The sequence below is a fragment of the Bartonella sp. Raccoon60 genome (assembly GCF_002022585.1).
GTDB classification, from domain to species: Bacteria; Pseudomonadota; Alphaproteobacteria; order Rhizobiales; family Rhizobiaceae; genus Bartonella; species Bartonella rochalimae.
Genome location: NZ_CP019786.1, coordinates 442,466 through 466,836 on the forward strand (window position 1 = coordinate 442,466; position 24,371 = coordinate 466,836).

The following is a 24,371-nucleotide window of genomic DNA, read 5'->3' on the forward strand; positions in this document are numbered from 1 at the left end:
ACAGCCTTCGTTACTTTTTTATGATTTTAGTAAGAACTTTTTATCTTTAGGAAGAAAGTTAAACAGAAAAAATTAAATAAAGAAATCTATTAAAAAGAGCCGTAAAACGATTGAAAATAAAAAATAAAACTAACAAGAAAAATGATTTCTATACGTACACTGATTCTGTTTAATGGCTGTAGGATATCATGAATATGATTTTTGCATAAGATAGTTTTTCATTTACCTAGAGCAAAGAAACATTGTTATCATCAGCTCAAATTTAGTAAGATAAATCTTCAAGTATAACAAACAGAATAGTCGGCGCAGTTGGCAATATATATGAAAGGCTAAATTACGCAGATTATAGAAGCTATAAAACAATTCAGAAAGAAGTACTGATTCGCGATAGATTTTGGAAGAAAACGTGAAATCCTATTTCCTCACCTTAAAAAAAGATATATAAAAACAATAAGTTATATGAAGTATAAAATAAAATGGCTCCCCGGGCCGGATTCGAACCAGCGACCAACCGGTTAACAGCCGGTTGCTCTACCACTGAGCTACCGAGGAACAGTATATAACCATCCAATTTACAAAGCCTATAGCAAAGCAATATTGATTTGCAAAGAGAAAAATTATTTTAATTTTTTAAATATTCGAATTATAATGTAATAAATAAAAAGATTAGAAAAAGTTTCTTTGCCTTGACGGATGCTTTGCCTTCCCTTATTGACAGTCTTTACATTTTAATGGGGCTTCGTGGCGGAATGGTTACGCAGAGGACTGCAAATCCTTGTATCCCGGTTCGATTCCGGGCGAGGCCTCCAGCTAATTTGATTGATAATTCTCAAAATCTTAAATGAGTTGCTTGCGTATTTAGTAGAATACCGTGTACATTAAATTGGCGCAATTAGGATCTTACTTTTTTGTCGCACCAGTAAGTAGTAGAAGATGTTCATATCTTAAACTGTTTCTGCTTTGTTAGAGCTTTTATTGCGTATGGGAGAGAAGATTAGTGATGATTATAGATTTTGTAGAACTTCGCCATAAAATGGTTGATAATCAAATTCGTACAGTAGATGTAACAGATTTGTTAGTTCTCAAAGCATTTTTAACAGTGCCACGTGAAGATTTCGTTCCAGAAAATATTAGAAATTTAAGTTATTGTGATGCTGATATTGTTGTATTTCCAGCGCAGAGTAATTTATCTGTACGTCATTTAATGAGACCTGCATCTTTAGCGAAATTATTACAATTGGCAGCTATAAAATCATCCGATGTTGTTTTGGATATTGGTGCAAATAGTGGTTATTGTTCTGCATTACTTTCAAAACTTGCGAAATCCGTTATTGCCTTAGAAAGCAACAAGATCCTTGCAGAACAGGCTGCCAAGATTTTAGAGCATAATAAGTGTAATAATGTTATGGTTGTTCATGGAGCCTTAGAGAAGGGATATCCTATTAAAGGTCCTTATGATGTAATTTTTGTTGAAGGTGCTGTTGATTTCATTCCTGATGGTATTTTTGATCAAATGAGAGAAGGTGGGCGTCTTATTGTGGTTGAAGGACATGGAAATGCTGGTATTGCACGAATCTATGTAAAAAAAGAGAGTACTATTTCGGTCTGTCGTAGTTTTAATCTTTCTGTAAAACCCTTACCTGAATTTTTAAAATTGCCTGATTTTGTATTTTAATGCTGATTTTTTATGAATGAATAGATAAAGAATAGTATAATTAATTTAGGATTTATATTGTGTTTAAAATAAACAAGAAACTTCAAGTATGTTTATTTCTAATTTTTTGCATTTTTGTCTCTGAATTGGCTTGTGCTGATACATTAATGGATGCTTTTGCTAAAGCTTATCTGCATAATGCTAAATTGAATAGTGAGCGTGCGGTTGTCCGCATATCAAATGATGATGTGGTTATTGCAGGATCAGGCTTTTTTCCACAAATTGAAGGAATTGGGAGCTATAGTCGAAATAAAGCTGTTATAGCTCCTTATAGTACTTCTGGATTTATAGGAATAAGATTAAATCAAAGATTATTTGATGGTTTTATTACGCAAAATACATTTTTTTCAGCTAAATTAAAAATGCAAGCGCAGCATGAATATTTTCGTAATGCTGAGCAGAATATGTTTCTTGAAGTTGTAACAGTATACACTAATGTCTACAAAGCACGTCGTATTGCTGAACTGCGTCGAAAAAATTTGATTGCCCTTGAAGAGCAAGTTCGTTCAGATAAAGCAAAACTTGAGGTAGGGGAAGGAGGGCGTATTGATTTTGCTCAAGCACAAGCAGCTCGTTCTGTTGCTATTTCTGAGCTTAGTATTGCTCATGCTAATGTAAAATCAGCGGAAGCAATTTATCGGCAAGTAATTGGTGCTGATCCTGAAAAATTAGAACGTCCACCGATGGCAAAAGAGTTACCAGTGAATCTTGATTCCGGTTATGAAATTAGTATCGCTACGCATCCAGCGATTCTTTATGCAAGATATTTAATTGATTCTAGTTCTTACAATGTTAAAGCGAAAGAAGGAGCATTGCTTCCTAAAATTGATTTGTCTGCGACAACATCTTATAATCGGGTTTATAGAGGGCCTGGAGAGGATGGAGTTTCTCAATCCGTGGGGCTTTCGCTTAGTTTTCCAATTTTTGAAGGGGGACGTGCATCTGCGCAGATTCGTCAGGCTAAAGAACAATTTAGACAAGCCCATTTTCAGCTTGATTTGGCTCAAAATGAAGTAAAGCAAGCGCTTACTTCTGCTTGGTTTCAGTTAGAAGGAGCACGTGCATCTGTTGCAGCTTATCGTGAGAGTGTTCGTGCTGCTGACATTGCTTTTAAAGGTCGTATTCAAGAAAATCGTGTAGGGCAGGCAACCACATTAGATGTTTTAAACTCTCAGATGCAGTTAATTAATGCTCAAATTGCGCTAATAACAGCAGAATGTAATGTTATTGTTGCGAGTTATAGTGTTCAATATTCTGTTGGTAAATTGACTGCAAATTATTTGGGTTTGAAAACGGTTAAATATATTCGCTGAGAAGCGAGGATATAATTAGTAGTTTTCACATATTAAAATAATTTTAGTTTGCATAAAGAGTAGATCATAAATTAATTGTTAATATTGAAAATATGTTTTGCCTAAATAACATTTTATATGACGTTAGAAAAAAGTTGTGTGTAGTATCATATTTAAGACAAAGAGATGTGTTGACTTTGTCGTTCTTTTACTACAGTAAAATGGTAGTTTCATTTGTTTTTGCGTTTCGAGAGGTTTAAAGTATGGTACAGAGTTCAAATGCGTTACATGAGCCAAGTATGGATGAGATTTTAACGTCTATCCGTGAAATAATTGAAGAAAATACAGTTCAGTCTGATAATTTCTCAGGTGAATCTAGTGAGTCTATTGCAGCAAATGCTTCTGCAAAGAGTTCAGTAAAGCCATCAGAAGGTATTTATGATGCGACTTTATCCGTCGATGATGCGATGAAGGCTTTGGCTGATCGTATTGGTTTTTCTGCTGAAGATGGAATTTCTCCTTTTAAGGATGGTGCAAGATTGGAAGATAAGATAGATATGCAAGGGATGAATATTTCCTCTGAAGAGCAAAATTCTGTTCATAAAGTAAAACAATATGATGAGGCATTTGTATCACAGAAAAGAAATTCATCTTCTGATTGTGTAGAGTTATCTGCGTATGTTATTTCCTCTGCTGAAAAGGTTGCAAGAGATGTGTTGCGTCCCGCTATAGCGGAATGGTTACAATGTCAATTGCCTATTTTACTTGAAAAAATCCTACGTGAAGAAATTGTCAAAACCGTTAAGAATTTATCTTAAGAGCTTTTAAATTCGTTATATAATCTGCTATTTATTAACTTGGTTATCAGAGTTCTGACGTGGTTTTATAAAGCTATTTAGGTAAATAGTATTTTGATGTGATGTAGCTAGTTTTTGATCATGAATTGTTTTTTCAGCGGTATTGTGAAATTAAGTGGATAAGATGCTAGAAAAAAACTACGATGCTAGCTCTGTAGAGCCGCGAGTTGCAAAAGAATGGGAAAAGTGTGGGGCTTTTAAAACAAAGATAGATTTAGAGCTTGATGCAGAATCTTTTTGCGTTATGCTGCCGCCGCCAAATGTCACAGGCTCACTTCATATGGGCCATGCATTAAATACGACAATTCAGGATATTATGGTGCGTTTTCAACGGATGCAAGGCAAAAATGTGCTGTGGCAGCCGGGTATGGATCATGCAGGGATTGCAACGCAAATGGTTGTTGAGCGCCAACTTGCAGAACGTCGAGAGCTAACGCGTCAAGAAATGGGAAGAGAAAAGTTTATTGAATGCGTTTGGAAGTGGCGTCATGAAGCTGGAGGGATTATCACTAATCAACTCAAACGCCTTGGCGTTTCGTGTGATTGGTCACGCGAGCGATTCACAATGGATGAGGGCTTATCTCAGGCTGTCCATGAAGTCTTTGTTAAGCTTTACAAGCAAGGGTTAATATATAAGGACAAGCGTTTAGTCAATTGGGATCCAAAGTTGTTGACGGCTATTTCGGATCTTGAAGTTGAACCGAAAGAGGTCAAAGGTTATTTGTGGCATTTTAGGTATCCGCTTGAAGGAAAAGTTTTTGATCCGAATGATTCTACAACTTTTATAACAGTTGCAACAACACGTCCTGAAACAATGTTGGGGGATACGGGTGTTGCGGTTAATCCTGAAGATGATCGCTATAAAGATCTCATAGGACAAAATGTTATTCTGCCCCTCGTTGGTCGCAAGTTGTTAATTGTTGGCGATTCTTATGCCAATCCTGATGAGGGGAGTGGAGCTGTAAAAATCACACCAGCACATGACTTTAATGATTTTGAAGTAGGAAAGCGGCACAATTTAGGCTTAATTAATATTTTGACGCAAAAAGCTGAGATTTTTTTGCGTGATAATGAGGCATTTTTTAATGGCTTAGTCTTGTCTGATGAATTGAATGCGTTGGTGGAATATTTAGATAAAGTTGATCGTTTTGTTGCACGAAATCGTATCGTTTCTTGGATGCAAGAAAGAGGTTATTGTGTAACTGTTAATGAGCATCTTCATGTCGTTCCTCATGGTGATCGAAGTGGAGTACCCATTGAGCCGCTTTTAACAGATCAGTGGTATGTTGATGCTGTTGAATTAGCAAAGCCAGCGATAGAAGCTGTTCGCCAAGGGAAAACGAAATTTATTCCGGCTAGTTGGGAAAAAACTTATTTCAATTGGATGGAAAATATTCAGCCTTGGTGTATTTCTCGCCAATTATGGTGGGGACATCAGATACCTGCTTGGTATGGTCCTGATGGTATGATTTTTGTTGAAAAAAGTGAAAAAGAGGCTTTAGATTCAGCTTTATCTCATTATGGTAAAACAGTTCAATTAACACGTGATCAGGATGTTTTAGATACTTGGTTTTCATCTGCTCTTTGGCCTTTTTCGACGCTAGGGTGGCCTGATAAAACAATTGAGTTAACAACTTTTTATCCAACATCTTTATCGGTTACTGGATTTGATATTATCTTTTTCTGGGTTGCTCGTATGATGATGATGGGTATGCACTTTATGGGAGAAGTTCCTTTCCCAACTGTTTATGTACATGCTCTAGTGCGGGATCAGTATGGTGCAAAGATGTCAAAATCAAAAGGAAATATTGTTGATCCATTGGAACTCATTGATCAATACGGTGCAGATGCGCTACGCTTTACTTTAGCTATTATGGTCGCGCAAGGTCGTGATGTAAAACTTGATCCTTCACGTGTTGAAGGCTATCGTAATTTTGTTACGAAATTGTGGAATGCCACTCGATTTGCTGAAATGAATGGTGTTAGGCATGATTTGGCTTTCAAACCAGAAAAAACGAAACTTGCAATTAACCGTTGGATTTTAACAGAATTGTCCAAAACTGTTTTGGCAGTTACTAAGGGCATTGAAAACTATAAATTTAATGATGCTGCTCACGCGTTGTATCGGTTTGTTTGGAATGCATTATGCGATTGGTATCTTGAACTTCTTAAACCTGTGTTTCAAGGTTCAAATGAAGATTCTAAAAAGGAAGCACAAGCGTGTACAGCTTGGGTTCTTGATGAAGTTTATAAACTTCTCCATCCTTTTATGCCTCATGTAACAGAGGAGTTGTGGTCTCTTACGGCAATGCAAGACATGAAGCGTGAGAATATGTTAGCATTAACGCAATGGCCACAAATGACGTTTAAAGATGAAGAAGCTGCAAATGATATTAGTTGGATTATTGATGTAGTTAGTGGTATTCGTTCTGTGCGTGCTGAGATGAACGTTCCAGTAAGTGCACTGGCACCTCTCGTAATTTTAGAAGGAGGGCAAGTAATACAAGAACGTGTACATCGTTATGAGGCTATTCTTAAAAGATTAGCGCGTATCGGAGAGATTCATTTTTCTGATCAGGTTCCTGCTATATCAGCTCAAATAATTTTGGGAGAGGCAACTTTTTGCTTACCATTGGGGCAGTTGATTGATTTAGATGCTGAACGTGCTCGTTTGAAAAGGGATATGGATAAAATTGAACAGGATATTGAGAAAATATCAATTAAATTAGATAATCCAAAATTCATAGCAAATGCAAGGCAGGAAATTATTGAGCTTGAACGTAGAAGAATTACAGAGTTGTATGAAGCAAAAAAGAAAGTATCTATTGCTTTAGAACGGCTAGCTTAATTCAGATTTTTCTTATTTTTTGAAAGTTAAAAAAGATTTGAAATGGTATTGTGGGTGACTTATGCGCGTACATTGGTCACTCAATTTATGATTAAGTGGAGTTTTATAAATTAGTAAATATTCTAGATACTATTTAGGAAAAAATTAATAGAAGAAGAAAATCTTATACAGAAGTATGATAATTTTGGTTTGTAATTGAAAAAAGCGGTTTGTTTATTCGCATTATTTTTGGAAATATACTCTTTTTGAGGAAACAATCTGTGTAGAACAATATTAATTGAGATTTATTAAACAATTAATGTATAAGGTCGATATTGGGTTGTCCATTTAAGAACTCACTTTTTTATTTTTAGAGAAAATTTAAATATAATAAACAATAGCATTATGAATTGTTAAGTTTGAATAAAATTAACAATTCATAAAAGCACATAATTAAAAATTTAGGTTATGTATAAGCTGAATTACACTGTAATGATTAATAATTAAGGATTTTTGATAAAAACTCTTGAGCCCTTGGTGTTCTAGCTTGTGGGTTGGAGAAAAAGTCTTCAGATGAACAATCTTCGAGGATCATTCCTTGATCCATAAAAATTATACGTTTTGATACTTTTTGTGCGAAGCTCATTTCGTGTGTAACACAAATCATTGTCATACCTTCTTCTGCTAGGCCTATCATGACGTCTAATACTTCACCTACCATTTCTGGATCTAAAGCAGAAGTTGGTTCATCAAAGAGCATAACAAATGGGTCCATAGTTAAAGAGCGCGCAATAGCAACACGTTGCTGTTGTCCTCCAGAAAGCTGACCAGGATATTTATCTTTATGTTCGATGAGTCCAACACGTTCAAGATATAATAAGCCACGCTCAAGCGCTTCTTTTTTACTGCGTTTTAAAACTTTAATTTGTGCAATAGTTAAATTTTCCATGACGGATAAATGTGGAAAAAGCTCAAAGTGTTGAAATACCATTCCTACATGGCTACGCAATTTGGATAAATTAGTTTTTTTTGAATGAACTGGTATGCCATCAATCCAAATTTCCCCTTTTTGAAAAGGCACTAAGGCGTTAATAGTTTTTATGAGGGTTGATTTACCAGATCCTGACGGTCCACAAACTACAACTACTTCTCCTTTATTGATATTGGTTGTACAGTTTTTAAGAATGTTAACTTCGCCATACCAGTTAGAAACATTTTTCATTTCGATCATATGAGTAGACATTATTTTCTCCCCTGTTAGCGAATAATGGATATTTTTTTTTGCAAGAGTAAAACTATTTGCGATAATGTAAAGCAGATCACGAAATAGAAAATTGCTGCTAAAATATAAGCTTCTTGTTTTACACCGAAATTGTTAGAGACAATATCAAATCCATTCAAAAGGCTATTGCCACTGATTGCATAGACAAGTGTTGTATCCTGAAACAGTATAATAATTTGTGTTAGAAAGACTGGTAGCATATTTCTGAATGCTTGTGGAAGAATCACAATACGCATATTTTGCCAGTACGTCATTCCGAGAGCTTGACCTGCATGTTTTTGTCCTTGCGAAATTGAAAGTATGCCAGCACGCATAATTTCAGCAAAATAAGCGGCTTCAAATGCAGTAAAAGTAATTAATGCTGATTTATTCGCACCGATTGATGTACCTGTTATCAAAGGCAGAAGCACAAAAAACCATAAAATAACCATTACAAGTGGTATTGATCGCATGGCAGTAATGTAAATTATAGCAAGTGTAGAAAGCAATTTAATAGAAGAAAGACGCATCATTGCTAATAATACGCCAAAGATAAGACCAAATACCGTCGTAACAATCGTTAGAAAAATGCTAAAAAGCAAACCTGATAAAATATAAGAACAGAATATATCAAAAGTAAAAAACGAAAAATCAAATTCTGAAAAATTAAAAGGAGAATAGGTATTTATAAATTCTATTATCATATTTAGCGCCCCTCTGTTTGAAAACAAGGAATCCTAATTGCTCTCTCAATTATGCTCATAAGGATGAATATGAACAGAGATATAACAATATAAAGGAGTGTAACAAGTAGATAGTTTTCATAAACATGACTTACTTCTTCAATTGTTTGATATTGGAATTGCATTAGTTCATTAATAGAAACAGCGAATGCTATAGATGAATTTTTTACGATACCCATTGCTTCTGAAGTGAGTGGGGGCATGATTGTGCGAATAGCACGTGGCAATATGATGTAACGGTAGCTCTGGTAAGTGTTAAATCCCATTGCCATTGCAGCATAACGTTGTCCAGAAGGAATAGATTCAATACCGGAGCGAACTTGTTCTGCGATACGCGCGGATGTAAAAAAACCTAAAGCACAGATTATTAATAAAATGGGTGGAAAATTCATTGCAGGTGGATAAATTTTAGGTACGACAAAATACCATAAAAATACTTGAACAAGTAAAGGAATATTACGCATAATTTCTACCCAAAAAGTACCAACAGCACGTAAAAAATTATTAATGATGGAAGTTTTAGGCAGAGTACGTATCATTCCTATAATAACACCCATAAATACAGCTAGTACCAATGAATAGATAGATAATATGGCTGTATTTTTAAAACCATCGAGGAGTGTATCCAAATAGGTATGACTTATGCCAGGAGTTCCGAGACATCCGGCTACCAGTGTATGATTAAGATCATCTGTGCAAAGGAACGAAAAGTCCATTAATTGATTTTCCTCAAGTTAATTAGCTGCTAAGTAGAGAAAATAGATCAGCTATATTGATACAGGCTAAGTGTATTGAAAAATTTAGAATATGACTATACCTAATTTATAAAGAGTATAGTCATTCTCTTATAATGATTTTATAGATTATTTTCTATATAGGCTTCTCGTGGCTTATTATTTGGGTGCTCCCAAGCATATTGGGTTTCTTTAGAGAGAGGAAGATTAATGATAGTATTTGTAGGAGGGATTGGTTCCATGAACCATTTATTATAAAGTTGTTCTAGTGATCCATCACTGATTTGGCGTACGATACTATCGTTAATGGTTTGTTCAAAGTTTTTGTCATTTAGTCGGAGCATACAAGCGATAGGTTCAACAGAAAGTGTAGTGTCAAGAATTATATAATCAGATGGATTTTTTGATTTAGCAATATGCGCAGAGAGAATTGATGTATCCATAACAAATGCGTCAGCTCGACCAGATTCTAGTGATAAGAAGCTATCTCCGTGATCTTTACCGTTCACAACTTCAAAATGAATATTTTTTTGACGTTTATTTTTACGGATAAGCTGCACAGCTGTTGTACCAGTAGTTGTTGCGACTTTTTTACCATTTAAATCATCAATAGATTGAATGCCAGAATTTTTCTTTACAACGATTTTAACTGTTTCAACATAGGTTGTGTATGCAAAAGCAGCTTCTTTACTGCGAGCAGAATCATTTGTTGTTGATCCACATTCAAAATCATAAGTACCATTTTTCAGCAAAGGAATTCGGTTTTGTGATGTAATGGGCTGATAATTAACTTTGATTGGTTGACCAATTTTTTTTGAGATATCATTAATAATACGTTCCGCCATTTCAGTATGGAAGCCTGTATACTTACCGTTACCAAGTGCGTAGGCCAAACCTGATGATTCGCGAACACCTAAAGTGATTTCTCCCGTTCTTTTAATCTTCTCCAGTGTATCGTTTGTAGCGTGAGCAATGTTTGTTAATCCCATAAAAATTGCTGCAATAAATATTACAAATGATTTTCTCATTATTTCCTCCGTTTTTATATAATTTTTTATTATTGTTTGCTGTATTCAGGATATATTTCAATGTATGATGTAGCATATTTATTGTTTTAGGTGGGATTTTTTTTATATATCTTATCATATCTTGATTAATTGCAGTTGAGCTCGATCCAAATGGGAACGTGATCTGATGGTTTTTGATATCCCCTTGCCTCTGTTTGGCTATAGGCACAAATCAGCTGATCTGCAGCTTCTGGTGATAATAATAAATGGTCAATGCGTATACCATTATTTTTTTTCCACGCGTTAGCTTGAAAATCCCAAAAACTGAATGATGGAGCATCTGTTACATTTCGGATAGCGTCATAAAAACCCAAATGAGTAATACATTGAAATATTTGTCTTATTTGTGGAAGGAATAAAGCATCGTTACTCCATTCTTGGGGATTTTTTGCATCTAATGGGGTTGGAATAACATTATAATCACCGGCAAGGATTAGAGGTTCTTCATATGCAAGTAATGATTTTGCATGTGTGTACAATCTTTTCATCCATTCTATTTTATACAAGTATTTTTCACTATTGATGGGATTGCCATTTGGAAGATAGAGAGAAGCAACACGAATGCTTCCTGTATTTGTTGAATAAACAGTTTCAATATAACGTGCTTGCATATCATTATTATCACCTGGTAATCGAAGAATAACTTCATCAGGTACTGTTTTAGAAAGAATTGCAACACCATTGAAGCTTTTTTGTCCATGCGTTTCTATATGATAACCTAAATTTTCAATTGTATCACGTGGGAAATTTTCATCAACACTTTTAATTTCTTGTAAGCAAACTACATCAGGTTGATTCTGTTTTAGCCATTTACATAATGTTTCATGTCTTGCTTTTATACCGGCTATATTCCACGTTGCTATTTTCATACTGTTAGTTTTAAGTATCAGAATTGTAATTAGCAAGTTGTTCTGTTAAATATTACGTAATTACCCCCAATATATTGGGCTATTTTTATTTTATGAGTTTGTTATTTTGTGTATTAGCTTTTTTTGTTTTTTGAATTTTTACTTTTAGAAACTTTTCTGATGTTTAGTACTTGACGAATGTGTATGTTCTCGCTATTAAAAACTATTATGTTCAGTACGAAAGCGCATTGAGATTTAAGATGATCTAGTTCATCTTAAGAGAAGTTTGTAAGATCTAAAAACAAATGCTAATGCAAGGGGTTGTAACCTCCTATGCTAGTAGTCGGGTAAGCTGTTTATGCAGTCATGCCCGATTTTGTATTATGAATATATATTTATTCTGAATATTATCGGAATAGATAATAGAAGCCCAAGTGGGAATGACGAACCCAGATTGTTAAAAAGGAAGGTTGCATGCCTACCGTAAATCAGTTGATTAGAAAGCCACGTGTAGTGCCAGTTAAACGCAATAAGGTTCCTGCTCTTCAGGCAAATCCGCAAAAGCGTGGTGTTTGTACTCGTGTATATACAACGACACCGAAGAAGCCAAATTCTGCTCTTCGTAAAGTTGCTAAAGTTCGTTTGACAAATGGATTTGAAGTGATTGGTTATATTCCTGGAGAAGGGCATAATCTTCAAGAGCACTCTGTTGTGATGATTCGTGGTGGTCGTGTAAAGGATTTACCGGGAGTTCGGTATCACATTGTTCGTGGATTGCTTGATACGCAGGGTGTTAAAAATCGTAAACAGCGTCGTTCTAAATATGGCGCAAAGCGTCCGAAATAAATATTTTGAGAGACAAAGCCAATGTCCCGTCGTCATAGAGCAGAGAAACGTGAAATTAATCCAGATCCTAAATTTGGTGATTTGGTTATTACAAAATTTATGAATGCCATTATGTTTGATGGTAAAAAGTCAGTGGCTGAGCGTATTGTTTATGGCGCTCTTGATTTGGTTGAGAATAAAGTTAAGACAGATCCTGTGGCTCTGTTTCATCAAGCGTTAGAAAATGTAGCTCCACATGTTGAGGTTCGGTCACGTCGTGTTGGGGGTGCAACTTATCAAGTTCCAATTGATGTTCGTCCTGATCGTCGGCAGGCTTTAGCTATTCGTTGGTTAATTGCAGCGGCGCGTGGGCGGAATGAAACAACAATGGTTGGTCGCCTTTCTGGTGAGTTGGTTGATGCTGCTAATAATCGTGGTTCTGCAGTGAAAAAGCGAGAAGATGTTCATCGTATGGCTGAGGCTAATCGTGCATTTTCTCATTATCGCTGGTAGGTGTGTTTAGAAAAGATCTAAGGCAAAAAGAATGGCTCGCGAATATAAAATTGAGGATTATCGTAATTTTGGTATTATGGCGCATATTGACGCCGGTAAAACCACGATGACTGAGCGTATTTTATTCTACACTGGTAAGAATCACAAGATTGGTGAAACGCATGATGGTGCTTCTACAATGGATTGGATGGAGCAAGAGCAAGAGCGTGGTATTACAATTACATCTGCTGCTACGACGACTTTTTGGGAAGGTCGTGATGGTCGAAAACGACGCTTTAATATCATTGATACGCCTGGTCACGTTGATTTTACAATTGAGGTTGAGCGTTCTTTGCGTGTTCTTGATGGTGCGATAGCGTTGTTGGATGCGAATGCAGGTGTGGAGCCTCAGACGGAGACTGTTTGGAGGCAGGCTGAGAAGTACCGTGTGCCCCGTATGGTATTTGTTAATAAAATGGATAAGATTGGGGCTGATTTCTATCGTAGTGTAGAAATGGTTGCTTCTCGATTGGGAGCTAAGGCTCTTGTCTTGCAGTTACCGATTGGTGCTGAAAATGATTTTGAAGGTGTTGTTGATCTTGTTGAGATGAAGGCATTGACATGGGATGGTTCCATTGGAGCTTCGGCCGTAGTAGGTGAGATACCTGCTGAGTTAAAGGAGAAGGCAGAGGAATATCGAGAAAAATTGGTCGAGATGGCTGTTGAAGTCGATGAGGCTGCGACAGAAGCTTATTTGGAAGGGGTTGTGCCAACCAATGAACAGCTTGTGGCTCTTATTCGTAAAGGAACAGTGGAGGTTCAGTTTCATCCGGTTCTTTGTGGTACAGCTTTTAAAAATAAAGGTGTTCAACCGCTTTTAGATGCTGTTGTTTCTTATCTTCCTTCTCCTGTTGATGTTCCCGCTATTAGTGGTGTTGATGTTAAGACTGAATCTGAAACAACGCGTGAATCTTCAGATGAAGCTCCGCTTTCTATGCTTGCTTTCAAAATTATGAATGATCCATTTGTTGGGTCTTTGACTTTTTGTCGTATTTATTCTGGCAAAATCCAAAAAGGTATTTCTCTTGAGAATACTGTGAAGGGAAAGAGGGAGCGTTTGGGGCGTATGCTTCAGATGCATTCTAATTCTCGTGAGGATATTGAAGAAGCATTTGCTGGTGATATTGTTGCTCTTGCTGGTCTTAAGGAGACAACAACAGGTGATACTCTTTGTGATCCTTTGAAGCCTGTTATTTTGGAGCGGATGGAATTTCCTGAACCTGTTATTGAGATTGCTATTGAGCCGAAAACAAAGGCAGATCAAGAGAAAATGGGGCTTGCTCTTAGTCGTTTGGCTGCAGAAGATCCTTCATTTCGTGTTAAATCGGATGAAGAATCTGGTCAGACAATTATTGCTGGAATGGGTGAGCTTCATCTTGATATCATTGTTGACCGTATGCGGCGTGAATTTAAGGTTGAAGCTAATGTTGGGCAGCCTCAAGTAGCTTATCGTGAATCAATAACAAAAGTTGTTGAAATTGATTATACCCATAAGAAGCAATCTGGTGGTGCTGGACAATTTGCTCGTGTAAAAATTATTTTTGAGCCTCATGATGGTGATGACTTCGTTTTTGAGTCAAAGATTGTTGGTGGTGCCGTTCCTAAAGAATATATCCCAGGTGTTCAAAAGGGTATTGAAAGTGTTATGGGGTCAGGCCCTCTTGCAGGATTTCCTACACTTGGTGTAAAAGCTACTTTGATTGATGGTGGCTATCATGATGTTGATTCTTCTGTTTTAGCTTTTGAGATTGCTGCGCGTGCAGCATTTCGGGAAGGGGCGCAAAAGGCTGGTGCTCAGCTCCTTGAGCCAATTATGAAGGTAGAGGTTGTGACGCCAGAAGATTATGTTGGTGATGTGATTGGTGATTTAAATTCTCGTCGAGGTCAAATTTCAGGTACTGAAGCTCGTGGTATTGCGACAGTTGTGAATGCAATGGTTCCTTTGGCGAATATGTTTGGTTATGTGAATACACTTCGGTCGATGAGTCAAGGGCGAGCTCAATATACAATGCAATTTGATCATTATGAGCCTGTTCCTTTAGCTGTAGCACAGGAGATTCAGAAAAAATATGCATAATCAATATACGTAATTTATAATCGTATATTAATTTTAAACTTAGTTCATAATTTGGACAGAAAATGGAGAGCTCAAATGGCAAAGAGCAAATTTGAACGTACGAAGCCGCATGTTAATATAGGTACGATTGGTCATGTTGATCATGGGAAGACTTCATTGACAGCAGCGATTACGAAGTATTTTGGTGAATTTAAAGCGTATGACCAAATTGATGCGGCGCCTGAGGAGCGGGCGCGTGGTATAACGATATCTACTGCGCACGTTGAGTATGAAACGGAGAGTCGTCACTATGCTCACGTTGATTGCCCTGGTCATGCGGATTATGTTAAGAACATGATTACAGGAGCGGCCCAAATGGATGGTGCCATATTAGTTGTTTCTGCAGCAGATGGACCTATGCCTCAAACGCGTGAGCATATTTTGTTGGCCCGCCAGGTTGGAGTTCCAGCGATTGTTGTTTTTCTCAATAAAGTTGATCAGGTTGATGATAGCGAGCTTTTAGAGCTTGTAGAGCTTGAAGTTCGTGAGCTTTTATCGAAATATGATTTTCCGGGAGATGATATTCCTATAGTTAAGGGTTCGGCTTTGGCTGCGCTTGAGGATTCAAATAAGAGTATAGGTGAAGATTCTGTTCGTCTTTTGATGAGTGAAGTTGATAAATATATACCGACCCCTGAGCGTCCAGTTGATCAGCCGTTTTTGATGCCTATCGAGGATGTTTTTTCTATTTCTGGTCGCGGTACGGTTGTTACAGGTCGTGTTGAGCGTGGCATTATTAAAGTTGGTGAAGAGATAGAGATTATTGGAATTCGTCCTACATCTAAGACGACGGTTACCGGGGTTGAAATGTTTCGGAAACTTTTAGATCAAGGTCAGGCTGGTGATAATATAGGCGCTTTGCTTCGTGGAGTTGATCGTGAGGGGATTGAACGTGGTCAAGTATTGGCGAAACCTGGTTCTGTTACACCTCACACTAAATTTAAAGCTGAGGCTTATATTTTAACGAAAGATGAGGGGGGACGTCACACACCGTTTTTCACAAACTATCGTCCTCAATTTTATTTTCGTACGACCGATGTTACAGGTATAGTTACGCTTCCTGAAGGAACGGAAATGGTTATGCCGGGTGATAATGTTGCAATGGATGTTTCTTTGATTGTTCCAATCGCAATGGAAGAGAAGCTCCGTTTTGCGATCCGAGAAGGTGGTCGCACCGTTGGGGCCGGTATCGTATCTAAAATTATTGAATAGGTGAGATAATCATTGAGAAATGTCTTTGATTGTTGAGGACATTTCATATGTTAAGGAAATAAAGAGCATGAATGGCCAGAATATCCGTATTCGTTTAAAGGCATTTGATCATCGGATTCTTGATGCATCGACGCGTGAAATTGTGTCAACCGCTAAGCGTACTGGTGCTAATGTCCGTGGTCCTATTCCGCTTCCAACACGGATTGAGAAGTTTACGGTTAATCGTGGCCCACACATTGACAAGAAGAGTCGTGAACAATTTGAAATGCGTACGCATAAACGTCTTCTTGATATTGTTGATCCAACACCACAAACGGTAGATGCGCTGATGAAGCTTGATCTTTCTGCTGGTGTAGATGTTGAAATCAAGCTCTGAGGTTTGAAGACAGAAGGAACTGCCCCAATGCGTTCAGGTGTAATAGCACAGAAGTTAGGTATGACCCGTATTTATAATGATGCTGGTGAGCATGTGCCAGTAACTGTGCTTCGTCTAGATAAATGTCAGGTTATTGCTCAACGTACAGTTGAAAAAAATGGTTATACTGCTGTTCAATTAGGTGTAGGATTTGCTAAAATTAAAAATACATCTAAAGCTCTTCGTGGGCATTTTGCTAAAGCTGTAGTTGAGCCAAAGGCTAAAATAGCAGAATTTCGCGTTAGTCCTGATAATTTACTTGATGTTGGTACTGAAATTACAGTGGAACATTTCGTGCCAGGTCAAAGGGTTGATGTAACAGGTGTAAGTATTGGTAAAGGGTTTGCCGGTGTTATGAAGCGGCATAATTTTGGTGGGCATCGTGCCTCCCATGGTAATTCTATTACACATCGTGCTCATGGTTCAACAGGTCAATGTCAAGATCCTGGAAAAGTATTTAAAGGCAAAAAAATGGCTGGTCATATGGGACAAGCACGTGTAACAACTCAAAATATTGAAGTTGTTTCTACGGATGTTGATCGTGGTTTGATTTTAGTGCGTGGTTCTGTTTCTGGTTCTAAAGGGTCTTGGATTTTAGTGCGAGATGCTATAAAAAAGCGTCTTCCTGATAATGTACCAAAGCCTGCTGGTATTCGCCGACTTGTTAAAGAGGAAACGGGATCAACTCCCTTAATGGCGGAAATTTCTGAATCTAAGGGAGCCGAATGATGGACCTTGTTATAAAAACTCTTGATGGTAAAGAAGCCGGTAAATTGAAAGTTTCTGAAAATATTTTTGGTCTTACTCCTCGTGAGGATATTTTGCAACGTGTTGTTCGTTGGCAGCTTGCACGTCGTCAAAAAGGTACGCATCAGTCACAAGGGCGGTCTGATGTATCGCGAACAGGGGCGAAAATGTTTAAACAAAAAGGAACCGGACGTGCCCGTCATTCTTCTGCTCGGGCACCGCAATTCCGAGGTGGTGGTAAAGCACATGGTCCGGTGGTGCGGAGTCATGCGCATAACCTTCCTAAAAAGATTCGTGCTCTTGGGTTGCGTTTAGCTTTATCAGTCAAATTAAAAACAGATAATTTGGTTATCGTTAACGAGCTTAGTATTCGAGACGCAAAGACAAAAATGCTGAATATGAATTTTTCTAAACTTGGTTTCAATAATGCTTTGTTAGTTGGTGGAAAAGAAGTTGATATGAATTTTTTTCGTGCAGCATCTAATATTCCTAATATTGATGTTTTACCAGTTCAGGGGATTAACGTTTATGATATTTTGCGTCGCAGCAAGCTTGTTTTGTCAAAAGAGGCTGTTGAGACACTTGAGGAGCGTTTCAAATGACGGATCTTCGTTATTATGATGTAATTTTAAGTCCAGTTGTTACTGAGAAGTCGACTATGCTTTCTGAGTATAATCAAGTTGTTTTTAACGTTGCTCAGAAAGCAACAAAATCTGAAATTAAAGCTGCTATTGAAGCACTTTTTAGTGTAAAGGTTAAGGCAGTGAATACAATAGTTCGTAAGGGCAAAATGAGGCGTTTCAAAGGTATTGTTGGTCGGCAAAGTGATGTTAAAAAAGCAATTGTAACGCTTGTCAAAGATCAATCAATTGACTTTTTAGCAGGCTTATAGAAGGTTCAGAGGTTAGAAGAATGGCACTTAAGCATTTTAATTCGACTACGCCCGGACAGCGTCAGCTCGTTATTGTGGATCGTTCTGATCTTTATAAAGGTAAACCTGTAAAGAGATTAACAGAGGGCTTGCCGTCAAAAGGTGGTCGCAATAATCGTGGTAGAATTACTGCTCGTTTTCAAGGTGGTGGTCATAAGCGTAGTTATAGGCTTATTGATTTTAAGCGTATCAAGCGTGATATGTTTGCAAAAGTTGAGCGTTTGGAATACGATCCAAATCGTACGGCTTTTATTGCGTTGATTCGTTATGAAGATGGGCACTTGAGTTATATTCTTGCACCACAGCGTCTTGATGTGGGTGACTCTGTTATTGCTGGTTCAAATGTTGATGTTAAGTTAGGCAATGCGATGCCTCTTAGTAATATGCCTATTGGTACTATTGTTCATAACGTTGAAATGAAGCCTGGAAAAGGTGGTCAGATTGCGCGTTCAGCAGGGGCTTATGTGCAATTGGTTGGGCGAGATGAAGGGATGGCTATTCTTCGTCTTAATTCTGGTGAACAACGTTTGGTTTCAGGTAATTGTTTTGCAACGGTTGGTGCTGTTTCAAATCCTGATCATGGGAATATTAGTGATGGTAAAGCTGGTCGGTCACGCTGGCGTGGTAAGCGTCCACATGTTCGTGGAGTTGCTATGAATCCAGTTGATCATCCGCATGGTGGTGGTGAAGGTCGCACATCAGGTGGTCGTCATCCAGTGTCTCCTTGGGGAAAGCCTACGAAAGGTAGGCGTACACGTTCCAATAGAGCCACTGACAAGTTTATTATGCGTTCTCGTCACCAGCGTAAGAAATAGGAAAGGCAGTCTAAAGTGGTTCGTTCAGTTTGGAAAGGTCCGTTTGTTGACGGCTATCTTCTTAAGAAAGCAGAAAAAGTTCGCGCTAGTGGACGTAATGAGGTAATTAAAATGTGGAGTCGCCGTTCTACTATTTTACCACAATTTGTTGGTTTGACTTTTGGTGTTTACAACGGCAATAAACATATTCCTGTTTCTGTTTCTGAAGAAATGGTCGGGCACAAATTTGGTGAATTTGCTCCCACCCGGACCTATTATGGGCATGGTGCAGATAAAAAAGCGAAGAGGAAGTAGGAATGGGCAAAGCTAAGGTTCCGCGCCAACTTAAAGATATTGAAGCAAAAGCTGTCGCCCGAACAGTTCGTGTAAGTCCGCAGAAGCTTAATTTGGTTGCTGAAATGATACGTGGTAAAAAAGTTAATATGGCATTGGCTGATTTGGCATTTTCGCGTAAGCGTATTGCTGGTACTGTTCGAAGTGCTCTTGAATCGGCAATTGCTAATGCGGAAAATAATCATAATCTTGATATTGATTCCTTGATCGTTGCAGAAGCATATGTTGGTAAATCTATTGTAATGAAGCGTTTTCATGTTCGAGGGCGTGGTCGAGCTAGTCGAGTGAAGCGTCCATTTTCTCATCTCACTATTATTGTTCGTGAAGTTGTAGAAAAAGGGGAGGTTGCATAATGGGACAGAAGATCAATCCAATAGGACTTCGTCTTGGAGTTAATCGGACCTGGGATTCACGGTGGTATGCTGATAGTGGTGAATATGGGCGTCTTCTTCATGAAGATGTAAAAATTCGCTTGTATGTAATTGAGGAATTAAAGCAAGCTGCCATTTCTAAGGTTGTTATTGAGCGTCCTCATAAAAAGTGTCGTATAACTATTCATTCAGCACGCCCTGGTTTAATCATTGGTAAAAGAGGTGCTGATATTGAGAAGTTGCGTCGCAAGCTTTCAGAAATGACTGATGCTGAAACTTCACTGAATATTGTTGAAATTCGTAAACCAGAAATTGATTCCACAATTATTGCTCAGTCTATTGCTCAGCAACTTGAGCGTCGTGTTGCTTTTCGACGTGCAATGAAGCGTGCTGTTCAGTCTGCTATGCGTCTTGGAGCTGAAGGGATTCGTATTAATTGCTCTGGTCGTCTTGGAGGGGCTGAGATTGCTCGTATGGAATGGTATCGCGAAGGTCGTGTTCCACTTCATACATTGCGAGCTGATGTTGATTATGGTACAGCAGAAGCTAAAACTGCCTATGGTATTTGTGGTGTTAAAGTTTGGGTTTTTAAGGGTGAAATTCTTGAACATGATCCGATGGCTTCGGAGCGTCGTGCTGTAGAGGGTGATCATTCGAATTCTTTATTGAATCGTCGCCGCGAAAATGTTTAATTTTGTGGTTGAGTTAGAAATTTGGAGTAGAGAGCAATGTTGCAGCCAAAGCGCACAAGGTTCCGTAAACAATTTAAGGGGCGTATTCATGGTTCTTCAAAGGGAGGAACAAGCTTGAATTTCGGTGCTTATGGTTTGAAAGCTATTGAGCCAGAGCGTGTTACTGCCCGTCAAATTGAGGCAGCGCGTCGTGCAATTACACGTTATATGAAGCGTTCTGGTCGTGTGTGGATTCGTATTTTTCCGGACGTTCCTGTTACGTCTAAGCCAACTGAAGTTCGTATGGGTAAAGGTAAGGGGAGTGTGGATTATTGGGCGGTGCGTGTTGCACCTGGGCGTGTTATGTTTGAGCTTGATGGGGTTCCTGAGGATGTGGCGCGTGAAGCACTTAGGTTAGGTGCAGCAAAGCTTCCTGTTAAGACTCGTTTCGTACAGCGTATTTCTGAATAAAGAGGTTAGGCAATGAAAGCTGCAGAATTACGAGCGCAAACGCTCGAGCAAATGAAAAATGAATTGGCTAAATTAAAAAAAGAGCAGTTTAATTTGCGTTTTCAGAAAGCAACAGGTCAGTTAGAGAAGACTATACGGGTTAAACAAGTTCGTCGTAATATTGCACGTATTAAAACATTTCTTCGTCAGAAAATGAACGAAAACAAGGCTTAAGGAAGTAAGATATGCCTAAACGCATTTTGCAAGGTGTTGTCGTTAGTGACAAGAGTGATAAAACTGTCGTTGTTAAGGTGGAGCGTCGCTATTCTCATCCGTTGCTTCAAAAGACGGTTCGGCAATCTAAAAAATATAAAGCACATGATGAGAATAATCAGTTCAAAATTGGAGATCGGATTTTTATTCAGGAATCTAAGCCAATCTCGAAAGATAAGCGTTGGATTGTCGTTAAAGATAGTGTAGCGTAGTTAACTAGGTGGGTTGTTTTAAAATTTAATTTTGGTTTATATTCATTGGTGGGTTTTGAAATAAAAACTTTGTCGTTATTTGGCGGGTGAGTTCGGGTATATCAAATATTTATCCGGATATGGGTGTTTAAGAAAAGGTGGCCATTCATGATTCAGATGCAAACAAACCTCGATGTTGCAGATAATTCTGGTGCACGTCGTGTCATGTGCATCAAAGTGTTAGGCGGTTCAAAGCGGAAGTATGCTTTGGTCGGCGACATTATTGTTGTTTCGGTTAAGGACGCTATTCCTCGTGGACGTGTAAAAAAAGGAGATGTGATGAAAGCTGTAGTGGTTCGTACTGCCAAAGATATTCGTCGCGTGGATGGTAGTGTAATTCGTTTTGATAGGAATGCTGCTGTTTTAGTTGATAATAAGAAAGAACCAATTGGTACACGTATTTTTGGGCCGGTTCCCCGTGAGCTTCGTGGTAAAAACCATATGAAGATCATTTCTCTTGCTCCTGAAGTATTATAAGGGGTGGATATTATGCAAAAGATTCGAAAAGGTGATAAAGTGGTTGTCTTGTCCGGTAAGGATAAGGGATGTAAAGGTGAAGTCATCAAGGTGAATCCAAAGGAGAATAATGCTCTTGTGCTTGGGCTTAATATGGTTAAACGTCATCAACGTCAAACGCAAAAGCAAGAAGCTGGAATTATTTCTAAGGAGGCTCCTATTCATTTATCTAATTTAGCACTTTCTGATCCTAGAGATGGTAAGCCTACTCGTGTAGGTTTTCGTTTGAATGCGGATGGTGATAAGGTTCGCTTTGCCAAGCGTTCAGGAGAATTAATTAATGGCTGAGGAAAAACAAAAGCCGCGTATGAAGGCGCGTTATTTTGAAGTGGTTCGTAAAATACTTCAAGAAAAGTTTAATTATAAAAATGAAATGCAAATACCCCGTCTTGATAAGATTGTGATTAATATGGGGATCGGTGAGGCAACGGCTGATTCAAAAAAGCCCTCTATTGCAGCTGGAGATTTGGCATTGATAACGGGTCAAAAAGCTATTGTTACCCGTGCACGTAATTCTATTGCGACCTTTAAAGTACGTGAAGGGATGCCTCTTGGAGCTAAGGTAACACTACGTAAAGATCGTATGTTTGAGTTTTTGGATCGTCTTATTACAATTGCGCTTCCACGGGTTCGTGATTTTCGTGGTTTGAATCCAAAAAGTTTTGACAGTCGTGGCAATTTTGCTATGGGTATTAAAGAGCATATTGTGTTTCCAGAAATTAACTACGATAAAGTCGATCAGATTTGGGGTATGGATATTATTGTTTGTACGACAGCGAAAACGGATGATGAAGCGCGTGAGTTATTACGTGCTTTTAATTTTCCGTTTCGTTCGTAACGGCAAATATAGTGAGGTGAAGTTATGGCTAAAGTGAGTGCTGTTGAAAAAAATAAACGTCGTGAAAGGATGGTGAAGCGTTATGCTGCACGTCGTGCGCGTTTAAAAGCAATAGTGATGAATCAGGAAGTTTTGCTTGAAGAGCGCTTTAAAGCTTCTATTCAGTTGGCACAGTTACCTCGTAATTCTGCAAAAGTTCGTATTCGTAACCGTTGTGAAATTTCGGGTCGTCCGCGTGCTTATTATCGTAAATTAAAGATGTCACGGATTGCATTGCGTGATCTTGGGTCTTTGGGGTATATTCCTGGAATTGTTAAGTCTAGCTGGTAGGGAGAGGTTATTAGATGTCTATGTCAGATCCTCTTGGTGATATGTTAACCCGTATTCGGAATGCGCTTGGTCGTAAAAAAGGAAAGGTCATTACTCCTGCATCTAAACTTCGTGCAGGGGTTCTTGATGCTCTGAAATTGGAAGGTTATATTCGTGGATATAATCAGGTTGATTTAGGTAACGGAAAATCTTCAATTGAAATTGAGCTAAAATATTTTGAAGGTTCAGCCGTTATTCGTGAAATTTCGCGTGTTTCAAAGCCAGGTCGTCGTGTTTATGTTTCTGCTAAAGCTATTCCTCCAGTGGCGAATGGTCTTGGTATTTCAATTTTATCAACTCCTAACGGAGTGATGGCGGATCATGAGGCGCGTAAACAAAATGTTGGTGGAGAGCTTCTCTGTCGTGTTTTCTGATTAATTTAAAAAAAATGGAAGAAAAACAGGTTAAGAATAATGTCTCGTATTGGAAAAAGACCCATTCCAGTTCCTTCTGGAGTTACCGCTATCATTGACGGCCAGTTGGTTAAGGTAAAAGGTCCGAAAGGTGAGCTGAGTTATGTCGTTAATGATGAGGTTTTAGTTAAGCTTGAGGAAAATGTTGTATTAGTAGAGCCACGCGATCAATCAAAGGGTGCTCGTTCTAAGTGGGGTATGTCACGCTCAATGATTGAGAATATTTTTTGTGGTGTAAAAGATGGTTTTGAAAAGAAACTGGAAATTAATGGTGTTGGTTATCGTGCTGCGTTGCAGGGTAAAGATATTCAGTTATCATTAGGTTTTTCTCATGATGTCATTTATAAAGTACCAGCTGACGTTACTATAACAGTTCCTAAGCCGACAGAAATTGTTGTTTTCGGAATTGATAAACAGAAGGTTGGACAAGTAGCGGCAGAAATTCGCAAATATCGTGCGCCTGAACCTTATAAGGGTAAAGGTGTGAAGTATGCAGATGAGCATATTGTTCGTAAAGAAGGTAAAAAGAAATAAGGATTTCATGACATGGTTTCTTCTAAGCGGATTGTTCAACGTAGAGCCCAACGTGTTCGTCGTCAAATTAAAGCGGTTGCTAATGGTCGTCTACGGCTTAGTGTTTATCGCTCAAATCAGAATATTTATGCTCAAATTATTGATGATACACGTGGACATACTCTTGTTTCTGCGTGTACTCTTGAAAAGAATTTAAAGAACTCTTTAAAAAGTGGTTCTGATAAAGAAGCTGCTTTTGTTGTTGGTAAGTTAATTGCTGAGCGTGCGAAAAAGCTGGTGTTAATGAAGTTGTTTTTGATCGTGGGCCATATGTTTATCATGGTAGAATAAAAGCTTTGGCCGAAGCTGCTCGTGAGGGTGGTTTAAATTTTTAAAGTGTATAGCTTAGAAAGTTTA

The 24,371-nt window shown here is 38.2% G+C and carries 30 protein-coding genes, 2 tRNA genes and 1 pseudogene; 27 read left to right on the top strand and 6 right to left on the bottom strand.

Annotated elements, in window-relative coordinates; genetic code table 11:
- Nucleotides 1-477 precede the first annotated feature (477 nt).
- Nucleotides 478-552 (bottom strand) — tRNA-Asn (locus tag Bra60_RS01895).
- A 183-nt stretch (nucleotides 553-735) separates the two neighbouring features.
- Here Bra60_RS01895 and Bra60_RS01900 point away from each other — a divergent pair.
- The 5 genes from Bra60_RS01900 (at nucleotide 736) to Bra60_RS01920 (ending at nucleotide 6,711) form a co-directional block, all read left to right on the top strand.
- A tRNA-Cys gene (locus tag Bra60_RS01900) sits at nucleotides 736-809 on the top strand.
- Between the two features lie 191 nt (nucleotides 810-1,000).
- Nucleotides 1,001-1,675, top strand: a complete 675-nt coding sequence (locus Bra60_RS01905) for a protein-L-isoaspartate O-methyltransferase family protein (protein ID WP_078698033.1) — start codon at nucleotides 1,001-1,003, stop codon at nucleotides 1,673-1,675.
- Between the two features lie 59 nt (nucleotides 1,676-1,734).
- Nucleotides 1,735-3,027 (top strand): TolC family outer membrane protein, encoded by a 1,293-nt coding sequence (locus Bra60_RS01910; RefSeq protein WP_078698034.1) that lies wholly within the window; start codon nucleotides 1,735-1,737, stop codon nucleotides 3,025-3,027.
- 242 nt (nucleotides 3,028-3,269) lie between these two features.
- Nucleotides 3,270-3,824 (top strand): DUF2497 domain-containing protein, encoded by a 555-nt coding sequence (locus tag Bra60_RS01915; RefSeq protein WP_078688441.1) that lies wholly within the window; start codon nucleotides 3,270-3,272, stop codon nucleotides 3,822-3,824.
- 163 nt (nucleotides 3,825-3,987) lie between these two features.
- A complete protein-coding gene (locus Bra60_RS01920; RefSeq protein WP_078688442.1) occupies nucleotides 3,988-6,711 on the top strand; it encodes a valine--tRNA ligase in 2,724 nt (907 codons plus the stop codon).
- A gap of 475 nt (nucleotides 6,712-7,186) precedes the next feature.
- Here the strand turns inward: Bra60_RS01920 and Bra60_RS01925 are convergent, their stop codons facing one another.
- The 5 genes from Bra60_RS01925 to xth all read right to left on the bottom strand — a co-directional run bounded on the left by Bra60_RS01925 (nucleotide 7,187) and on the right by xth (nucleotide 11,364).
- Nucleotides 7,187-7,933, bottom strand: coding sequence for an amino acid ABC transporter ATP-binding protein (locus Bra60_RS01925; RefSeq protein ID WP_035006097.1), 747 nt, complete (start codon nucleotides 7,931-7,933; stop codon nucleotides 7,187-7,189).
- A 14-nt stretch (nucleotides 7,934-7,947) separates the two neighbouring features.
- Entirely contained in the window at nucleotides 7,948-8,655 is a 708-nt protein-coding gene (locus tag Bra60_RS01930) for an amino acid ABC transporter permease (RefSeq protein ID WP_078688443.1), read from the bottom strand.
- 2 nt (nucleotides 8,656-8,657) lie between these two features.
- Nucleotides 8,658-9,410: an amino acid ABC transporter permease gene (locus Bra60_RS01935; RefSeq protein WP_078688444.1), complete on the bottom strand. Its 753-nt coding sequence runs from the start codon at nucleotides 9,408-9,410 to the stop codon at nucleotides 8,658-8,660.
- Between the two features lie 140 nt (nucleotides 9,411-9,550).
- Nucleotides 9,551-10,456, bottom strand: a complete 906-nt coding sequence (locus Bra60_RS01940) for a transporter substrate-binding domain-containing protein (protein ID WP_078688445.1) — start codon at nucleotides 10,454-10,456, stop codon at nucleotides 9,551-9,553.
- Nucleotides 10,457-10,581: 125 nt separating this feature from the next.
- Nucleotides 10,582-11,364 carry an exodeoxyribonuclease III gene (gene xth / locus Bra60_RS01945; RefSeq protein ID WP_078688446.1) on the bottom strand — a complete coding sequence of 261 codons (783 nt, stop codon included), beginning with the start codon at nucleotides 11,362-11,364 and terminating at the stop codon, nucleotides 10,582-10,584.
- Between the two features lie 453 nt (nucleotides 11,365-11,817).
- Between xth and rpsL the strand changes: the two genes are divergently transcribed.
- The 22 genes and pseudogenes from rpsL to rplR all read left to right on the top strand — a co-directional run bounded on the left by rpsL (nucleotide 11,818) and on the right by rplR (nucleotide 24,349).
- Nucleotides 11,818-12,189, top strand: a complete 372-nt coding sequence (gene rpsL, locus Bra60_RS01950; protein WP_035006089.1) for a 30S ribosomal protein S12 — start codon at nucleotides 11,818-11,820, stop codon at nucleotides 12,187-12,189.
- 21 nt (nucleotides 12,190-12,210) lie between these two features.
- A complete protein-coding gene (gene rpsG, locus Bra60_RS01955; RefSeq protein WP_035006087.1) occupies nucleotides 12,211-12,681 on the top strand; it encodes a 30S ribosomal protein S7 in 471 nt (156 codons plus the stop codon).
- 31 nt (nucleotides 12,682-12,712) lie between these two features.
- Entirely contained in the window at nucleotides 12,713-14,797 is a 2,085-nt protein-coding gene (gene fusA / locus Bra60_RS01960) for an elongation factor G (RefSeq protein WP_078688447.1), read from the top strand.
- Nucleotides 14,798-14,872: 75 nt separating this feature from the next.
- On the top strand, nucleotides 14,873-16,048 hold the full coding sequence (gene tuf / locus Bra60_RS01965; RefSeq protein ID WP_035006025.1) for an elongation factor Tu: 1,176 nt from the start codon (nucleotides 14,873-14,875) through the stop codon (nucleotides 16,046-16,048).
- Between the two features lie 67 nt (nucleotides 16,049-16,115).
- A complete protein-coding gene (rpsJ, locus tag Bra60_RS01970; RefSeq protein WP_007477064.1) occupies nucleotides 16,116-16,424 on the top strand; it encodes a 30S ribosomal protein S10 in 309 nt (102 codons plus the stop codon).
- A gap of 27 nt (nucleotides 16,425-16,451) precedes the next feature.
- A complete protein-coding gene (rplC, locus tag Bra60_RS01975; protein WP_078688448.1) occupies nucleotides 16,452-17,192 on the top strand; it encodes a 50S ribosomal protein L3 in 741 nt (246 codons plus the stop codon).
- On the top strand, nucleotides 17,192-17,812 hold the full coding sequence (gene rplD, locus Bra60_RS01980; protein WP_078688449.1) for a 50S ribosomal protein L4: 621 nt from the start codon (nucleotides 17,192-17,194) through the stop codon (nucleotides 17,810-17,812). Before rplC ends, rplD begins: the two co-directional genes overlap by 1 nt.
- Nucleotides 17,809-18,102 (top strand): 50S ribosomal protein L23, encoded by a 294-nt coding sequence (locus Bra60_RS01985; protein ID WP_078688450.1) that lies wholly within the window; start codon nucleotides 17,809-17,811, stop codon nucleotides 18,100-18,102. The genes rplD and Bra60_RS01985 overlap by 4 nt, the downstream gene beginning before the upstream one ends.
- A 20-nt stretch (nucleotides 18,103-18,122) precedes the next feature.
- Nucleotides 18,123-18,956: a 50S ribosomal protein L2 gene (gene rplB, locus Bra60_RS01990; protein WP_078673667.1), complete on the top strand. Its 834-nt coding sequence runs from the start codon at nucleotides 18,123-18,125 to the stop codon at nucleotides 18,954-18,956.
- A gap of 15 nt (nucleotides 18,957-18,971) precedes the next feature.
- The gene (gene rpsS / locus Bra60_RS01995) at nucleotides 18,972-19,250 is read left to right on the top strand and encodes a 30S ribosomal protein S19 (RefSeq protein WP_035006078.1); all 279 of its coding nucleotides are present in this window, start codon (nucleotides 18,972-18,974) and stop codon (nucleotides 19,248-19,250) included.
- A gap of 2 nt (nucleotides 19,251-19,252) precedes the next feature.
- The gene (rplV, locus tag Bra60_RS02000) at nucleotides 19,253-19,642 is read left to right on the top strand and encodes a 50S ribosomal protein L22 (protein WP_035006076.1); all 390 of its coding nucleotides are present in this window, start codon (nucleotides 19,253-19,255) and stop codon (nucleotides 19,640-19,642) included.
- Entirely contained in the window at nucleotides 19,642-20,352 is a 711-nt protein-coding gene (gene rpsC / locus Bra60_RS02005; RefSeq protein WP_078688451.1) for a 30S ribosomal protein S3, read from the top strand. The genes rplV and rpsC overlap by 1 nt, the downstream gene beginning before the upstream one ends.
- Nucleotides 20,353-20,388: 36 nt before the next feature.
- A complete protein-coding gene (gene rplP, locus Bra60_RS02010) occupies nucleotides 20,389-20,802 on the top strand; it encodes a 50S ribosomal protein L16 (protein ID WP_078688452.1) in 414 nt (137 codons plus the stop codon).
- Nucleotides 20,803-20,814: 12 nt separating this feature from the next.
- Nucleotides 20,815-21,015, top strand: coding sequence for a 50S ribosomal protein L29 (gene rpmC / locus Bra60_RS02015; protein WP_078688453.1), 201 nt, complete (start codon nucleotides 20,815-20,817; stop codon nucleotides 21,013-21,015).
- 11 nt (nucleotides 21,016-21,026) lie between these two features.
- Nucleotides 21,027-21,266 carry a 30S ribosomal protein S17 gene (gene rpsQ, locus Bra60_RS02020; RefSeq protein WP_035006070.1) on the top strand — a complete coding sequence of 80 codons (240 nt, stop codon included), beginning with the start codon at nucleotides 21,027-21,029 and terminating at the stop codon, nucleotides 21,264-21,266.
- Between the two features lie 147 nt (nucleotides 21,267-21,413).
- A complete protein-coding gene (rplN, locus tag Bra60_RS02025; RefSeq protein ID WP_013545242.1) occupies nucleotides 21,414-21,782 on the top strand; it encodes a 50S ribosomal protein L14 in 369 nt (122 codons plus the stop codon).
- Between the two features lie 12 nt (nucleotides 21,783-21,794).
- Entirely contained in the window at nucleotides 21,795-22,109 is a 315-nt protein-coding gene (gene rplX, locus Bra60_RS02030) for a 50S ribosomal protein L24 (protein ID WP_035006067.1), read from the top strand.
- On the top strand, nucleotides 22,102-22,659 hold the full coding sequence (gene rplE, locus Bra60_RS02035; protein ID WP_078688454.1) for a 50S ribosomal protein L5: 558 nt from the start codon (nucleotides 22,102-22,104) through the stop codon (nucleotides 22,657-22,659). The genes rplX and rplE overlap by 8 nt, the downstream gene beginning before the upstream one ends.
- Nucleotides 22,660-22,683: 24 nt before the next feature.
- Nucleotides 22,684-22,989 carry a 30S ribosomal protein S14 gene (gene rpsN / locus Bra60_RS02040; protein WP_035006064.1) on the top strand — a complete coding sequence of 102 codons (306 nt, stop codon included), beginning with the start codon at nucleotides 22,684-22,686 and terminating at the stop codon, nucleotides 22,987-22,989.
- 14 nt (nucleotides 22,990-23,003) lie between these two features.
- Nucleotides 23,004-23,402 (top strand): 30S ribosomal protein S8, encoded by a 399-nt coding sequence (gene rpsH / locus Bra60_RS02045; RefSeq protein WP_035006063.1) that lies wholly within the window; start codon nucleotides 23,004-23,006, stop codon nucleotides 23,400-23,402.
- 39 nt (nucleotides 23,403-23,441) lie between these two features.
- Nucleotides 23,442-23,975, top strand: coding sequence for a 50S ribosomal protein L6 (rplF, locus tag Bra60_RS02050; RefSeq protein WP_078698035.1), 534 nt, complete (start codon nucleotides 23,442-23,444; stop codon nucleotides 23,973-23,975).
- Nucleotides 23,976-23,987: 12 nt separating this feature from the next.
- Nucleotides 23,988-24,349 (top strand): annotated as a pseudogene (gene rplR, locus Bra60_RS02055) (50S ribosomal protein L18).
- The last annotated feature ends 22 nt before the right edge of the window (nucleotides 24,350-24,371 follow it).

Coding starts and splice junctions, on each gene's coding strand:
- Bra60_RS01905 (WP_078698033.1), top strand. CDS start 1,001: ATGATTATAGATTTTGTAGAACTTCGCCATAAAATGGTTGATAATCAA.
- Bra60_RS01915 (WP_078688441.1), top strand. CDS start 3,270: ATGGTACAGAGTTCAAATGCGTTACATGAGCCAAGTATGGATGAGATT.
- Bra60_RS01920 (WP_078688442.1), top strand. CDS start 3,988: ATGCTAGAAAAAAACTACGATGCTAGCTCTGTAGAGCCGCGAGTTGCA.
- Bra60_RS01925 (WP_035006097.1), bottom strand. CDS start 7,933: ATGTCTACTCATATGATCGAAATGAAAAATGTTTCTAACTGGTATGGC.
- Bra60_RS01930 (WP_078688443.1), bottom strand. CDS start 8,655: ATGATAATAGAATTTATAAATACCTATTCTCCTTTTAATTTTTCAGAA.
- Bra60_RS01935 (WP_078688444.1), bottom strand. CDS start 9,410: ATGGACTTTTCGTTCCTTTGCACAGATGATCTTAATCATACACTGGTA.
- Bra60_RS01940 (WP_078688445.1), bottom strand. CDS start 10,456: ATGAGAAAATCATTTGTAATATTTATTGCAGCAATTTTTATGGGATTA.
- xth (WP_078688446.1), bottom strand. CDS start 11,364: ATGAAAATAGCAACGTGGAATATAGCCGGTATAAAAGCAAGACATGAA.
- rpsL (WP_035006089.1), top strand. CDS start 11,818: ATGCCTACCGTAAATCAGTTGATTAGAAAGCCACGTGTAGTGCCAGTT.
- rpsG (WP_035006087.1), top strand. CDS start 12,211: ATGTCCCGTCGTCATAGAGCAGAGAAACGTGAAATTAATCCAGATCCT.
- fusA (WP_078688447.1), top strand. CDS start 12,713: ATGGCTCGCGAATATAAAATTGAGGATTATCGTAATTTTGGTATTATG.
- tuf (WP_035006025.1), top strand. CDS start 14,873: ATGGCAAAGAGCAAATTTGAACGTACGAAGCCGCATGTTAATATAGGT.
- rpsJ (WP_007477064.1), top strand. CDS start 16,116: ATGAATGGCCAGAATATCCGTATTCGTTTAAAGGCATTTGATCATCGG.
- rplC (WP_078688448.1), top strand. CDS start 16,452: ATGCGTTCAGGTGTAATAGCACAGAAGTTAGGTATGACCCGTATTTAT.
- rplD (WP_078688449.1), top strand. CDS start 17,192: ATGGACCTTGTTATAAAAACTCTTGATGGTAAAGAAGCCGGTAAATTG.
- Bra60_RS01985 (WP_078688450.1), top strand. CDS start 17,809: ATGACGGATCTTCGTTATTATGATGTAATTTTAAGTCCAGTTGTTACT.
- rplB (WP_078673667.1), top strand. CDS start 18,123: ATGGCACTTAAGCATTTTAATTCGACTACGCCCGGACAGCGTCAGCTC.
- rplV (WP_035006076.1), top strand. CDS start 19,253: ATGGGCAAAGCTAAGGTTCCGCGCCAACTTAAAGATATTGAAGCAAAA.
- rpsC (WP_078688451.1), top strand. CDS start 19,642: ATGGGACAGAAGATCAATCCAATAGGACTTCGTCTTGGAGTTAATCGG.
- rplP (WP_078688452.1), top strand. CDS start 20,389: ATGTTGCAGCCAAAGCGCACAAGGTTCCGTAAACAATTTAAGGGGCGT.
- rpmC (WP_078688453.1), top strand. CDS start 20,815: ATGAAAGCTGCAGAATTACGAGCGCAAACGCTCGAGCAAATGAAAAAT.
- rpsQ (WP_035006070.1), top strand. CDS start 21,027: ATGCCTAAACGCATTTTGCAAGGTGTTGTCGTTAGTGACAAGAGTGAT.
- rplN (WP_013545242.1), top strand. CDS start 21,414: ATGATTCAGATGCAAACAAACCTCGATGTTGCAGATAATTCTGGTGCA.
- rplX (WP_035006067.1), top strand. CDS start 21,795: ATGCAAAAGATTCGAAAAGGTGATAAAGTGGTTGTCTTGTCCGGTAAG.
- rplE (WP_078688454.1), top strand. CDS start 22,102: ATGGCTGAGGAAAAACAAAAGCCGCGTATGAAGGCGCGTTATTTTGAA.
- rpsN (WP_035006064.1), top strand. CDS start 22,684: ATGGCTAAAGTGAGTGCTGTTGAAAAAAATAAACGTCGTGAAAGGATG.
- rpsH (WP_035006063.1), top strand. CDS start 23,004: ATGTCTATGTCAGATCCTCTTGGTGATATGTTAACCCGTATTCGGAAT.
- rplF (WP_078698035.1), top strand. CDS start 23,442: ATGTCTCGTATTGGAAAAAGACCCATTCCAGTTCCTTCTGGAGTTACC.